The 12,913-nt window shown below is 55.1% G+C and carries 13 protein-coding genes; 11 read left to right on the forward strand and 2 right to left on the reverse strand.

Annotated features, from left to right (window positions below):
* Positions 1–46: 46 nt before the first annotated feature.
* The 5 genes from GTQ55_RS01665 to GTQ55_RS01685 all read left to right on the forward strand — a co-directional run bounded on the left by GTQ55_RS01665 (position 47) and on the right by GTQ55_RS01685 (position 5,256).
* On the forward strand, positions 47–232 hold the full coding sequence (locus GTQ55_RS01665) for a DUF2065 domain-containing protein (RefSeq protein WP_161857162.1): 186 nt from the start codon (positions 47–49) through the stop codon (positions 230–232).
* A gap of 63 nt (positions 233–295) precedes the next feature.
* Positions 296–1,486 (forward strand): ATP phosphoribosyltransferase regulatory subunit, encoded by a 1,191-nt coding sequence (locus GTQ55_RS01670; protein ID WP_161857163.1) that lies wholly within the window; start codon positions 296–298, stop codon positions 1,484–1,486.
* 118 nt (positions 1,487–1,604) lie between these two features.
* Positions 1,605–2,927 (forward strand): adenylosuccinate synthase, encoded by a 1,323-nt coding sequence (locus GTQ55_RS01675; protein ID WP_161857164.1) that lies wholly within the window; start codon positions 1,605–1,607, stop codon positions 2,925–2,927.
* Positions 2,928–3,218: 291 nt separating this feature from the next.
* On the forward strand, positions 3,219–3,887 hold the full coding sequence (gene trhA, locus GTQ55_RS01680; RefSeq protein ID WP_161857165.1) for a PAQR family membrane homeostasis protein TrhA: 669 nt from the start codon (positions 3,219–3,221) through the stop codon (positions 3,885–3,887).
* A 139-nt stretch (positions 3,888–4,026) separates the two neighbouring features.
* Entirely contained in the window at positions 4,027–5,256 is a 1,230-nt protein-coding gene (locus GTQ55_RS01685) for a lytic murein transglycosylase (protein WP_161857166.1), read from the forward strand.
* A 121-nt stretch (positions 5,257–5,377) separates the two neighbouring features.
* On the opposite strand, the gene GTQ55_RS01690 is transcribed toward GTQ55_RS01685, so the two are convergent.
* Positions 5,378–6,397 (reverse strand): succinylglutamate desuccinylase/aspartoacylase family protein, encoded by a 1,020-nt coding sequence (locus GTQ55_RS01690; RefSeq protein ID WP_161857167.1) that lies wholly within the window; start codon positions 6,395–6,397, stop codon positions 5,378–5,380.
* 178 nt (positions 6,398–6,575) lie between these two features.
* Between GTQ55_RS01690 and GTQ55_RS01695 the strand changes: the two genes are divergently transcribed.
* The 6 genes from GTQ55_RS01695 to GTQ55_RS01720 all read left to right on the forward strand — a co-directional run bounded on the left by GTQ55_RS01695 (position 6,576) and on the right by GTQ55_RS01720 (position 11,147).
* Positions 6,576–7,772, forward strand: a complete 1,197-nt coding sequence (locus tag GTQ55_RS01695) for a multidrug effflux MFS transporter (protein WP_161857168.1) — start codon at positions 6,576–6,578, stop codon at positions 7,770–7,772.
* A 390-nt stretch (positions 7,773–8,162) separates the two neighbouring features.
* Positions 8,163–8,417 (forward strand): hypothetical protein, encoded by a 255-nt coding sequence (locus tag GTQ55_RS01700; protein WP_161857169.1) that lies wholly within the window; start codon positions 8,163–8,165, stop codon positions 8,415–8,417.
* Positions 8,418–8,599: 182 nt separating this feature from the next.
* Positions 8,600–8,965 (forward strand): DUF2750 domain-containing protein, encoded by a 366-nt coding sequence (locus GTQ55_RS01705; protein WP_161857170.1) that lies wholly within the window; start codon positions 8,600–8,602, stop codon positions 8,963–8,965.
* Between the two features lie 159 nt (positions 8,966–9,124).
* Positions 9,125–9,568, forward strand: coding sequence for a hypothetical protein (locus GTQ55_RS01710; RefSeq protein WP_161857171.1), 444 nt, complete (start codon positions 9,125–9,127; stop codon positions 9,566–9,568).
* Positions 9,569–9,684: 116 nt separating this feature from the next.
* Positions 9,685–10,062, forward strand: coding sequence for a hypothetical protein (locus GTQ55_RS01715; RefSeq protein WP_161857172.1), 378 nt, complete (start codon positions 9,685–9,687; stop codon positions 10,060–10,062).
* A 179-nt stretch (positions 10,063–10,241) separates the two neighbouring features.
* A complete protein-coding gene (locus tag GTQ55_RS01720; RefSeq protein ID WP_161857173.1) occupies positions 10,242–11,147 on the forward strand; it encodes an alpha/beta hydrolase in 906 nt (301 codons plus the stop codon).
* Positions 11,148–11,359: 212 nt separating this feature from the next.
* On the opposite strand, the gene GTQ55_RS01725 is transcribed toward GTQ55_RS01720, so the two are convergent.
* Positions 11,360–12,817 carry a lytic polysaccharide monooxygenase gene (locus GTQ55_RS01725; protein WP_161857174.1) on the reverse strand — a complete coding sequence of 486 codons (1,458 nt, stop codon included), beginning with the start codon at positions 12,815–12,817 and terminating at the stop codon, positions 11,360–11,362.
* Positions 12,818–12,913: the final 96 nt, after the last annotated feature.

The raw sequence follows: 12,913 nt of genomic DNA on the forward strand, positions 1-12,913 counted from the left end.
ACCCTATATTGAACCTGTGAGCTGAACAGCGACTGGAGCTGCTGCCGTGTGGGACGAGCTGGTCCGGGCCCTGGGCCTGGTACTGATCATCGAAGGCATACTGCCTTTTCTCTACCCCCGCCGCTGGCGTGCACTGGTGCAGCAGCTGGCATCTGTGGATAATCGCAGCCTGCGCATGGCTGGGCTGGTATCCATGCTCGCCGGCACAGCCCTGCTGATGCTCTTTGGCTGAATGCCAGGACTGAGGTTCTCCCGGCCGCGATGGCCGCACTGTTAACTGTCGAACGCCCACATCATGACCCAAGCCGAACGCTGGATGCTACCGGATGGCATCGCCGAGATTTTGCCCGCAGACGCCAAGCGGGTTGAAACCCTGCGCAGAAACCTGCTGGACCTCTATCATCGCTGGGGCTACGAGCTGATTATTCCGCCGATGGTGGAATTTACCGATTCCCTGCTGATTGGCATGGGGCGGGATGTGGACCTGAGTACCTTCCGGGTAACCGATCAGTTGTCCGGGCGCAGCCTTGGTATCCGCGCGGATATCACGCCGCAGGCCGCGCGTATCGACTCCCACAGTTTTCCCCGCAGCGGCGCAAACCGGCTGTGTTATGCCGGCCAGGTGCTGTACACGCGGCCGCGCGCGCCAATGGGCCCGCGTGCACCGATTCAGATTGGTGCCGAGCTGTACGGTGTGGAAAGCCTGCAGGGTGATATCGAAGTCATCAGCTTGATGATCGAGACCCTGCGCGCCGCCGGTATTCGGGAAATTCACCTGGACCTGGGGCACGTGGCCATCTTCCGCAGCCTGGCGCAGGCCGCCGAACTCGACGAAGAGCAGAAAGGTGACCTGATCGCGCTGCTGCAGAGTAAAGCTGTGGCCGATATCGAGCGCTGGGTGGATGAAAACATTTCCTCCGCGGAGGCCGCCAACTGGCTGCGCATGCTGCCGCGTCTGGCGGGGGGCACCGAGTGCCTGAACCGCGCGCGGGAGGTGTTCGCCAATGGCCCGGATGCACTGAAACGTGCCCTTGAAGAGCTGCAGCAGGTGGCCGACGCGGTCGCACGCCGCTACCCGCAAGTGGCACTGTTTTTTGACCTCGGTGAAATGCGTGGTTACGACTACGAGACCGGGCTGGTATTCGCCGCCTATTCACCGGGCTATGGGCAGGCGCTGGCAAACGGTGGCCGCTATAACGGTATTGGGGCCGTATTCGGCCGCGACCGCGCAGCCACCGGATTCAGTACCGATCTGGCGGCGATCAATGCACTTGGCGACAATGGTGACCGCGAAGCCGGCGCCATTCTGGCGCCCGCCAGCGACTGCGAGCAGCTGTGGCAGACTGCCGAGTCCCTTCGCGCAGAAGGTGAAGTGGTGATCAGCCTGATGGCTGATTCCGGGGACGACGACAGTGAAACCCTGGCCCGCTGCGACCGCGAGCTGGTGCGGGAGGGGACTGCCTGGGTGGTGAAGCCACTCTCGTAAACCCTAAGCTTTGCAATTGGCCCAAGCCAGTTGATCTGATTTCCCAGGCCGCACGACGGGCGCGGCCGACTCTCTTTTTCCGCCCGTCTACTGAACTGACGACACGAGATTTACGCACATGGGCAAGAATGTAGTGGTGCTGGGCACCCAGTGGGGCGATGAAGGCAAAGGCAAAATTGTCGATTTGCTGACCGAGAAAGTCGCGCTGGTGGTCCGCTTTCAGGGCGGTCACAATGCCGGCCACACTCTGGTGATCAACGGTGAGAAAACGGTGCTGCACCTGATCCCCTCCGGTGTGCTGCGCCCCGATGTCACCTGCCTGATCGGCAACGGCGTGGTGCTGTCCCCGGAAGCCCTGGAAAAAGAGATGGGTGAGCTGGAAGCCGCCGGCGTACCGGTGCGCAAGCGCCTGCGTCTATCCCCGGCCTGTCCGTTGATCCTGCCGGTACACGTGGCTCTGGACCAGGCCCGTGAAAAAGCCCGCGGTGACAAGGCGATTGGCACTACCGGCCGCGGTATCGGCCCCGCCTACGAAGACAAGGTCGCGCGTCGCGGCCTGCGTCTGGGCGACCTGTGCAACTGGGACAATTTTTGTGCCCAGCTGAAAGAGCTGCTCGAATATCACAACTTCGCCCTGACCGAGTACTACAAGGTAGACCCGGTCAGCTACGAGGAAACCGTCAAACTGGCGGAAACCTGGCGCAAAGAGCTGGTGCCGATGATTGCCGACGTGGCAGACATACTGCACAAGGCGCGTGAAAATGGCGAACACATCCTGTTCGAGGGCGCCCAGGGCTCCCTGCTGGATATCGACCACGGTACCTATCCGTTCGTGACTTCCTCCAATACCACTGCTGGTGGTACCGCCACCGGTTCCGGTTTTGGCCCGCTGTACCTGGACTACGTACTGGGTATTACCAAGGCCTACACCACGCGCGTGGGCGGTGGTCCTTTCCCCACAGAGCTGGGTTGCGACGTGGGTCGTCACCTGGGTGAGAAGGGCCACGAGTTTGGCGCGACCACCGGTCGCCAGCGTCGCACCGGCTGGTTCGACGCCGTCGCTGTGCGCCACGCCATCCGTATCAACAGTATTTCAGGCCTGTGCCTGACCAAGCTGGATGTACTGGATGGCCTCGAGGAAGTGAAGATCTGTGTCGGTTACCGCAACAGTGCCGGCGAAGAGATGCCAATTCCGTTCGATGCCGCCGGTTGGGAAGACGTGGAGCCGGTTTACGAAAGTATGCCCGGCTGGAGTGACACAACCTTCGGCGTCCGCCGCGAAGCGGAGCTGCCCAAGGCCGCGCGCGACTATATCGCGCGTATCGAAGAGCTGGTGGGCGCGCCCATCGACATCATCTCCACCGGGCCGGATCGCATGCAGACCATCGTGCGCGAAACCTCCGCCCTGTGCGAAATGGGCATCCACAACGCCAGCGTCTGATCGTATGTCCCCCCTGGAGCCGGCGGGTGTCCGCCGGCTCCAGTTACTCTTCCCAGTCAGGCTTCCCACCTCCCCCTTTGTCTGCCCCGCTTCCTGCGAACCATGCACTGAGGCGCGCTAATATACAGCGCCGCCGTACCGGTCCCTGTCCGATGCACTGGATACTCACCGGTCCGAAACTTTGCTTGTCAGTGGGCGCTGAAGCCCGGATGATGAGACTTAATTTTAATTTTTGGTCACATTTCCCTGCCATAATGGCGGACGGAAGAAGGTCACATTCGGGAATCGAGCATGTCCAGCAGCGTTTCAGCCAATAGCAGCCACCGCTACAGTGTTGCTGAAGAGGTCGCGAACAGTATTACGCACGGTATCGGTGCCGTCCTGGCCATCGCGGGCCTGGGGGTCCTGTGTGGTTTTGCTGCCCTGCGTGGTGACGTATGGCATATCGTCAGCAGCAGCATTTATGCGGCGACCCTGATTCTTTGCTTTTCCGCGTCAACGCTGTACCACAGTGTTACCCACGCGGGCGCCAAACAGGTGCTGCGAACCCTGGATCACTCCTCAATCTTCCTGTTGATTGCCGGAACCTACACCCCGTTTACCCTGGTGACGCTGCGCGGTCCATGGGGCTGGTCGCTGTTCGGCGTTATCTGGGGGCTGGCGCTGATAGGCCTGATCATCCAGTTCACACCGCTCAAAAAATACCGCGGCCTGTCGATTACCCTCAGTGCGTTGATGGGCTGGGTGGTAATTGCCGCAATCAAGCCGCTAATGAACAACCTTGCGCCCGGTGGTCTGTGGCTGCTGGTGCTCGGCGGGCTCTGCTACACCGGCGGTATCGCATTTTACCTGTGGAAGAGTTTGCGCTTTTCTCACGCCATCTGGCACCTGTTCGTGCTCGCCGGCGGCGTGCTGCACTTCTTCGCAATACTCTTCTATGTGATTCCGCCGGCGGCCTGATCAGTCGCGCCTTCCTCGCGCCAAAAGATGAAAAGAGTGTCGGGCCGGTCACAGCCTGAGTGACTGGCGTTAATCCTCCCTTTCCGTTACCTGTCTTCCGTTCTACCCTTGAGCGAGCTGATTTTGCCAAGGAGTTGTTATGGGCCAGGTTCCCTCGATGCCGCCGGTGCGCCGTACCGGTTTTATTTCCATTCTGCTTGCGTTTTTATGTGCACTACCGCTCGTCGCGGGCGCTGCCGCAGATCCCGGCTTTGAAAAGTGGAAAAAAGAATTCCGCAAGACCGCCATGAAGGAGGGGATTACTGCGGAGACGTTCGACCGTGCTTTCAAGGGCATCGATTCCCCCGACCAGTGGGTGCTGGACAAGGCGAGTTACCAGCCGGAGTTCAAGGCGCCAGCGTGGCAGTATTTCGACAATCGCATCACCAAGTATGCGGTCAAGCGCGGGCGTGCGAAGAAGCAGGAGCTGAAGCCGTGGCTGGATAAAATCCAGAAGCAGTCTGGAGTGAACCCGAACATCTTGCTCGCCATCTGGTCGATGGAGTCGAGCTTCGGTGCAATTCTGGATAACCAGACGGTGATGCGCAGCGTCATTCGCTCTCTGGCAACACTGGCCTATGCGGACCCCAAGCGTAAAAAGTTCGGTCGCAGCCAATTGCTGGCGGCGCTGAAAATTCTGCAAAGTGGCGATATTGATGAAAGCCATCTTACAGGCTCCTGGGCAGGCGCGATGGGACATACCCAGTTTATCCCGACCAGCTACCAGGCTTACGCCGTGGACATGGATGGTGACGGCAAGCGGGACATCTGGAACTCTGTACCCGATGCACTGGCGACTGCGGCCAATCTGCTGAAGAAAAACGGATGGCGCTCCGGGGAGACCTGGGGTTATGAGGTGACCATTCCCGAGCGTAAATTGCCGGCGGGCAAGCTGAAGATTTCGGAGTGGGAGAAGCTCGGGGTCAAGCGTGTAAACGGCAAGCAGTTCCCGCGCCCGAACGATATAGCCGAGTTGAAGGTTCCTGCGGGCCGCAAGGGACCGGCGTTTCTGATGCTGAAAAATTTCTTTGTGATCAAGCGCTACAACAATTCGGACCGCTATGCGGCGGCGGTGGGGATTCTCGCCGACCAGATAGGTGGTGCGTCACCGTTGACCAAAGACTGGAAGCGGCCGTTTACCAAGCTGGATCAGGATGAGGTGATCGAGCTGCAGACCAAGCTCAAGGAAAAAGGGTTCTACGACGGCGAAATCGACGGCAAGGCCGGTGGCGGTACGCGCAAGGCGATTCTCAAGTTTGAAGAGGAAGCTGGCGTCGAGCTGCAGGGATTCCCGAGTAAAGAGGTCCTTGAGCTGCTGCGTAAGCAGTAGAGCCTTAACAGCCTATCGGTACACTGCGTCGGCGACGTGCTGTCGTCGACGCTTCTGAACTACTGCACCTGAATACCCTCATCCGGTGCCCTGCCGCCAAGTTGTCCCTGTGCGCGTCACGCTAGAAGTTTTCTTCAGGCAGTAAGGAGTCCTGCAACAGCTCCAGGTTTTCCAGTACTTCATTGGGTTCCTGGAAATAGGCTACGTGGTACATCGCCTCTCCCTCCTGCGCCAGCGGGATATTCTGCTTGCCGATGATGATCCCGTCGGCGTCGGCCAGTACCTTGTCCAGCTCGTTGCCATACAGGTCGGCAATGGTCGCCAGCACCTCTCCTTTTTTGACGTGATCGCCGAGCTGCCGCTTGTGATTGACGATGCCACTATCGCCAGCGCGTAGCCAACCGCTCTTCCTGGCCACAAAAGGCTCGATCCCACCATGCTTGCTCTTGCGTGCCGGCAGCATCTGCAAGTGCCTCAGCACATTCACTACGCCTTTCACGCCGGCGCGGATACAGAACTCATCGAAACGCAGCGCCTCACCGGCCTCGTACAGGAGTATTCGCACGCCGAGGTCGGCGGCCGCCTGGCGCAGGGAGCCGTCGCGCAAGGTGGCGTTCAGAAGAACCGGTACGCCGAAGGCACTGGCCATCTCCCGAGTTTCGTGGTCGTCGAGATTGGCGCGTATCTGCGGCAGGTTGCTGCGGTGCATGGCGCCCGTGTGCAAGTCGATTCCGTAGTCGCACTTGGAGACGACCTGTTCAAGGAATACGTGGGCCATACGCGCTGCCAGGGAGCCCCGCGCGGATCCGGGGAAGGAGCGGTTGAGGTCGCGGCGGTCCGGGAGGTAACGGGACTGTTGCAACACGCCGTAAACGTTCACTACCGGCACCGCGATAAGTGTGCCGCGCAGTGATTTTAACGACTTGCTGTTGATCAGTCGGCTGATGATTTCCACTCCGTTCAGCTCATCGCCGTGAATCGCGGCGCATACGAACATGGTGGGGCCGGGCTTTTTGCCGCGGTGCACGTATACCGGTATCGCCATTTCCGTATCGGTATAGAGGCGCACGATGGGTAGTTCTATCTTGCGCGTTTCGCCACGGGGCACGCTGATACCGGCGATCTCGAAGGAATCCTGCATGAATGCTTCAACAATAAAAAATGACTTGTCGGTTATTGTAGTTGTGACCCACTGCTGCAGGGAAGTCAGTTCACTGGCTTTCTGTTGGTGGCTTGGACTGTTGCGGAGTGCTGTTAGAATCGGGGACGTGTTCGGGCGGTGCAGTCCGGCGGTACCATAAACCCGATTACGAGAACCCATGAAGCCCGAATTGATCAAAATGGCGCTGATGCTCGGCCTGCTGAGCTGCGTCGGCCCCTTTGCCATCGATATGTACCTGCCGGCCATGCCGGCGATGGCCGAGGACTACGGCGTGCCGACTGCCATGTCCCAATACACCCTGGTATCTTTCTTTGTTGCATTTGGTGTATGCCAGCTATTCTATGGGCCGGCCGCGGATATGTTCGGACGCAAGCCACCGCTCTACTTCGGCTTGGTGGTTTTTCTGCTGGCATCGGTGGGCTGTGCGCTGGCGCCGACCATCGAGTGGCTGATTGCGCTGCGCTTTGTCCAGGGGATGGGGGCGGCCTCGGTGATGTCTATTCCACGCGCCATCATCCGCGATCGCTATACCGGCACCGAGGCTACCCGGTTGATGACAACGGTAATGCTGGTCATCTCCATTTCACCAATGCTGGCGCCGCTGGTGGGTAGCCTGTTAATGGCCCCCTTTGGCTGGCCCTCAGTCTTCTATGCGGTGGCACTGGCAACGGTGGCAAGCCTGCTGCTGATTCGCTTTGCCCTTCCGGAAACTTTACCCGTACAGCAGCGGGTACCGGTGAAAATTACCACGATGTTTGATGCGTTCCGGGTACTGTTCCGGGATGCCTATTTCATGGGTATGACGCTGATTGGCGGCATGGGTATGGCGAGCTTTTTCTCGTTTCTTTCGATTGCCGCCTTTCTCTATACCGAGTACTACGGTTTGTCACCAACACAGTTCAGCCTGGCATTTGCGCTGAACGCCCTGGGATTCTTTGTCGCCAGCCAGTTCGCTGCAAATCTGTGCGAGCGTTTTGGCGGTGTGGCCGTGGTGAAGTGGGCGGTAACGGGTTTTACCGTGAGCGCTGCGGCAAATCTCGCGCTCAATCTGGCAGGGGTTGACGACTTTGCGATTCTGGTCGGATTGCTGCTGCTGGGAAATTCATTTCTGGGCTTGGTGGTTCCAACCACGATGGTGTTGTCACTTGACGATCACGGGCCGATTGCGGGTACCGCAGCGGCACTCGGTGGCACCCTGCAAATGATGCTCGGCGCGGCAGCGATCGGCATAGTAAGTGCGGTGTTTGATGGTACTCCGTTGATCCTGGTGGCGGCCATCGCCAGTTGTGGTGTGGTGGCCTCGTTACTGTTTGCTGTGACACTGCGACAGTCCGCACAGCCCGTCGTTAGTTGAGCTGAATCGTGTGGACTTTGGATTTGCCAGCCAAATGGCGCCAAGGACTACCTACGAGAAATTGTCGATTCCACTGAGCTGTATTAGATGCCAACATCAGAAGCCTTGGGCTTGTGTGCACAGAATAGGATAGGCTAAGCAATTGATTTATAAAGGGTTGGCCAGAATAAAATTGCCAACCCAGAAAAATGAACACAAGCCGTAGGCTTGTTTTGTATTTCGACTTTGGTGAAGTTGTACTGTTAAGTTGCTGTTTTTTAAAGGAAGTATTCTTAATGGGGGTTTAGCGCGCCATGCAGCGCTGCTCGTAGAACAAAAGCCTATGGCTAATGAATAAAACTGTTATGTGAGTCCAGTAGTCGAGTTATTTAAGCTTTAAAGGAACCTAAATTGAAAGAGCCGATTCCAAATAATAATGAGTTCGAGGCGGCGGAAATTGCCTTGAGGAAAATTGGTTCAAATTTGTGGTTTTCAAGCCTTTCCGCCGAGTGGCAAGATTTTCTCGTGTCAAACACTTTAGAGCATTTTGATACTTACGATCTGTCTATGCATCAGGCTGCTACAAGTATGATTTCTGTCTTCCAAAAAATAGTAGAAATGAACCCAGCCATACTAGAGAAAAATCCATGGGAAACTACTATGTAGTAGTTGCTTTTTTGGCTATGTGCCAGAGCTCACATAACAAGCGCAAGCAGTTTGCTACGGCCCTTTGGGCCTCCGCGGGACGCCCAACGCTATGCACATTTTGTGCGGGTCGCTGCGCTCCCAGTTTCGCACAAAACGTGCATAGCATTGATCGCCCCTGTTGCGGGCGTTAGGAGGAAATCATGGAAGACTCTCCGCAATTGGCCTACGCAAGGCACGATATATTTGTCAGAGAAGTGAGTAAAAGAGGTTCGATGTGGGCTCTTCATGTTATCGATGGGGAGGGTTGGGGAAATTACGGAGTAGAGGGTGGCGGTACAGTATTCCCTTTGTGGAGTTCAGAATCGCTTGCTACAGCGTGTGCTTCAAGATCTTTTCCTGGCTATGAGGCCAAAGAGGTCAATTTAAAGGAATTTATTGAGCTCTTTATTCCTTCATTAGTTTCCCAAGACATATGGATAGGATTGAATTTGTCGGAAGAGCTAGCTGGGTTAGACATACCAGCACATAGATTTGAAGAGGTTATTTCCATGGGAGCGGCCTCCTAGCAAGGCAGGGCAAATAGCTCCGGGCCTTCGGCCCTCCACGGGACAGCTTACCTTGTGCACCTTTTGCGCAGGTCGCTGCGCTCCCATTTTTGCGCAAAACGCGCACAAGGTAAGCTGCCCCTGCTGGCGGCGTTAGGTACTAGGGTTGGAAATTGAACCATGAGATTTATGACAATGGAGTATTATTTTTTAATACTCAATAGGACGTTTGAAATCACCGTCGACGAGAATGGGGTGCATGGTGCTATCGCCGGACATTTAATGTCGGCAACGAACTCTAAAGCTCTCACTGCATCTGCTACAGGTAATGCGTACGATCTAGTTTCAGCTTCCAAAATTTCACCATCACATACCTGCTCTGCAGGTAGCCATAAGTACCTGAAGCTTTCTTTTTCTAACTTTAGCTATTCAAAAGATGAGATCGTGAAAATTAGCTACGATCGAAGAAGCAAGTGGGGTATGGGTCCGGTTCCGCACACCGGGAAATTTTACCTGACACTCTCAAATGGTAAGCAGAGAGAGTTAATTGTTTTAGGTAGACCAGAGATTCCGGCTCTTGTTAGTGGCATAGAGGATCTAGGGTATACCGTTCACCATACCTAACAAAGCACTGCAAGGATACGTCTTACATTGTGCACTTTATTGCGCGGTCGCTTCTCTCCCATTTTTGCACAATAAATTGCACAAAGTAAGCCGCCCCTGAGCGCGGCGTTAGAGCAATGAAATCGATCATAGCAATTTTTTTATCCGGTATCGCAATAGGAAGTGCTGCCTCATACTTCATTATGGCTTATCAGTGGGCGATTCATCATGATGCAAGTGCATTAACCACTCGAGGTAGAACTATGGTCGCAATTTCAGATCTACTTTTTGAGCCACAGAAAAAGCAAAGTATATCTATTACACAAGTTCTGGAGAAATATGTCTGCGATGAATATAGAAGGCAAAAATCTATCTCAGAAGGTGCAATAGACTGGGAATCTTATGGTCTAAGCGGGCGTGCTAAAAAGGAGGCGATGGAAAACTCCATGAGGTATGTTATGCAGGCAGATGCGTATAATCCTCCGTTGATGGAGCGCTGTGGTACCTCGCTCTAACAAATGCAGGCAGTTTGCTCTGGCCCTTCGGGCCTCCGCGGGACGCCCAATGCTGCGGACGTTGGGCCCCCAGTTACCCACGAAAATAATAGTTACAGACCTAGTTATTCGAGTAAACAGCGTACTTAAACAGCCTGAAAATAAATCTTCCCCCTTAAATTCATAAGTTTGAATTTACTATGATCAGAAAACTCGTATTCATATTTATATTATCCTTGATGGCTGTTAATACAGTTGCCGATCAACAAAGGTATGTTAACGAGGTGTTCGAAGAAGTTATTCGCACTTCGGATATTCAATACGGGCAAAATGATAATGACTTGAGTCATCAGAAAGAAAATCTCACATTTCGCTTATTCGAACCCAAGGGCGATACCAACGAAGCTCGCGTATTGTTGATCCTTACGCCTGGCGGGGGGTTTGTTAATCACGATGACCACTGGATGGATGATTTTGGCATAGCATTCGCGAAAGCAGGTTATGTGGTTGCCATCAATCGATTTAGATTGTCAAAGTCTATCGATACCGATAGTAATTATTATAATGCAATTTATAAGGCACAATCAGATCAAAAAGCGTTAATCCGTTTTTTCATAAAAGATAATGAAGGCAAAAACAAGTACCGTATTGATGTAAATAATATATTTATTGGCGGGCATTCGGCTGGGGCAACAACGTCCATGTTCGTCGCATATGCGGATCCAAAAGACAAAATAACCGAAGCCATAGAAAAGCACGCGATAAACTATGCTGGATTAGATGGTAATAGTGGAAACCCCGGATTCTCTTATACAATTCGCGGCGTTGTGAACCTCTCGGGAATCGTCTCCGACCCAGATATGTTTAAACATTCTAATGTACCACTGTTAAGTATTCATGGAGAAAAGGATAACATCCTTCGGGTTGACGAGAACGGTCTTTATCATGCAGCAATTAGCATTCAACAACGTTTTAATGCGTTAGGCATGAAAAATAAACTCTATATTATCGACGAAGCTGGGCATAATGATTCGGCAAGCACACAACTATGCCCTGAATGTGTCCCGATTATTCGACGGTTTATGGCGGTTAACATCGTTAAGTAAAGGACCATGAAAAAATAGATAGGCACTGCAGAGTGAAAATACGATAAGCCACGACTATGTGGGGTAATTGAGTGCCAATAAGTAGCGCCTATCCTTGGAGACCTTCTTGGAAACCTCCTTGGAATCCGTGTATGAAGCGCCCTCTTCATTTGAAACAGAAACGCCCGGCTTAGGCCGGGCGTTTCTGTTTCAGGTTCACGAATTTTTGCTTATCAGAGCCTGGTCCAGGCGTCGCTCCAGTTGGTACCGGTAGCGGGTGCGTAGTGGAAGGCGCTGTTGACGTTGCACCACTGTCCTTCCGGGAAAGGGCGGCACTGGTAGCGGTTCCCATCGCTGGCCAGTACGACAGTTTCTCCGGGTACATAGCTACCGATACCTTCGGGGTAGATGTGGTCGTAATCGTCGCCGCCGGATGCCGGTGTGTGCAGGATGCTCACGCGGCCGGTGTCGGTTGCCTGACCATCGGAGACTACCAGCTCAACCACAACGGTCTGTGCAATCTGGGGCGCGCTCAGATCCAGCACTACATCCACTGCGGTAGTGCTGCTGAGGGTGGCACCGGCACCACTGATGACTTGCCAGCGATAGCTTAGCGGATCGCCGTCGGGATCGATGGCGTTGGCCGCGGAGAGATTGACCGCGCCAGCTCCCGTCACGCTGCCCGGGGACGCAACGATGTCCGCCGTAGGTCCCCGATTGGTGTCAGCGGGCTGGATATCCACCTCATGACTGAGGTCCAGATCCGCCCGGGTATACACGCGGTTTTCGGACGCACTCAGAACCGGCGTAACGGTGTCGCTGGAGGGATCAAGGGTACCGATACGTGCATACTGGGACTGGGTGTTTACGGTATTGGCAAATGCGTAAGCCCACTCTTCGGCAGTCGAATCCTGCTCGACCCGGTGGGTGATGGTTTCCATATCGTTGCCGCTACCGTTGAACAGGCGCAGGGTGACCTGGCTGCCGGTCTCGAGGCTTGAATACGCCTGCAGCGCACCCTCATCGGCCCACATGCTGGGGCTGCCGTTACCGAGCACTACGTCGGTACAGGTGTAAAAGGCTTCGGGACTGTCCGACCGCTGCCAGGTGGTGTAAATGACATGCTTGCCGGTCAGTTGTGGGAGGGGGCAGTTCAGCGTGTAACGTTTGTCTGCGCCCACGGGTACGTTGCCGAGCCGGCAGAATTCAAACAGGTCATCCCACTGCAGAGGCTCTGTACCCGTGTAGCCGGAGCGGGTGATATAAAACACCCATTCATTGGTGGAATGTGGCGCGGTAGCCCAGAAGGTGAAGTCAAAAGTGCCATCGGCTTTGGGCGTGATGGGGGTTGCTTGCCAGTCGCTGCGGGCCAGATCCATACCGGCATACTTGCTGCGACCGCCAGAGCACAACTGCCCATCCGGAATCAGCGCGCGATGATCGCCTGCCGCATTTGCCTGGTTGATCTCGTTCCAGTCGTAGAAAGGCTGCGTACCGCCGACCGCTTTGGCCGCGGCACAGGCGGGGTCGGACGGGTTTTCAGGGTTGTTCAGAAAGCAGTTATAAATGCGGCTCTCCGGTATTTCCATGGTTCCGTGCGCACTGGATTCGACGCTGGGCAGCGCACAGAGCGCGAGCAGGGCGGATGCCGCCAGTGGCGCTTGACGCGGCTTGCGGATGGTGTGATTCATGGCAGATTTCCTGTAATTATTGTTGATTATCGATTGCGAATTGAAAGGAGCGAGGCAAAAGCTTTATTTTTGACAGCGCTGTCTTTCGCGCGGCAT

It is taken from the genome of Microbulbifer hydrolyticus (genome assembly GCF_009931115.1).
Lineage (GTDB): Bacteria > Pseudomonadota > Gammaproteobacteria > Pseudomonadales > Cellvibrionaceae > Microbulbifer > Microbulbifer hydrolyticus.

What these genes read in the sequence shown, in the direction of transcription:
- GTQ55_RS01710 (WP_161857171.1), top strand. Translation starts at nt 9,125, where the DNA reads ATGAGATTTATGACAATGGAGTATTATTTTTTAATACTCAATAGGACG.
- GTQ55_RS01705 (WP_161857170.1), top strand. Translation starts at nt 8,600, where the DNA reads ATGGAAGACTCTCCGCAATTGGCCTACGCAAGGCACGATATATTTGTC.
- GTQ55_RS01690 (WP_161857167.1), bottom strand. Translation starts at nt 6,397, where the DNA reads ATGCAGGATTCCTTCGAGATCGCCGGTATCAGCGTGCCCCGTGGCGAA.
- GTQ55_RS01685 (WP_161857166.1), top strand. Translation starts at nt 4,027, where the DNA reads ATGGGCCAGGTTCCCTCGATGCCGCCGGTGCGCCGTACCGGTTTTATT.
- GTQ55_RS01720 (WP_161857173.1), top strand. Translation starts at nt 10,242, where the DNA reads ATGATCAGAAAACTCGTATTCATATTTATATTATCCTTGATGGCTGTT.
- GTQ55_RS01695 (WP_161857168.1), top strand. Translation starts at nt 6,576, where the DNA reads ATGAAGCCCGAATTGATCAAAATGGCGCTGATGCTCGGCCTGCTGAGC.
- GTQ55_RS01725 (WP_161857174.1), bottom strand. Translation starts at nt 12,817, where the DNA reads ATGAATCACACCATCCGCAAGCCGCGTCAAGCGCCACTGGCGGCATCC.
- trhA (WP_161857165.1), top strand. Translation starts at nt 3,219, where the DNA reads ATGTCCAGCAGCGTTTCAGCCAATAGCAGCCACCGCTACAGTGTTGCT.
- GTQ55_RS01675 (WP_161857164.1), top strand. Translation starts at nt 1,605, where the DNA reads ATGGGCAAGAATGTAGTGGTGCTGGGCACCCAGTGGGGCGATGAAGGC.
- GTQ55_RS01670 (WP_161857163.1), top strand. Translation starts at nt 296, where the DNA reads ATGACCCAAGCCGAACGCTGGATGCTACCGGATGGCATCGCCGAGATT.
- GTQ55_RS01715 (WP_161857172.1), top strand. Translation starts at nt 9,685, where the DNA reads ATGAAATCGATCATAGCAATTTTTTTATCCGGTATCGCAATAGGAAGT.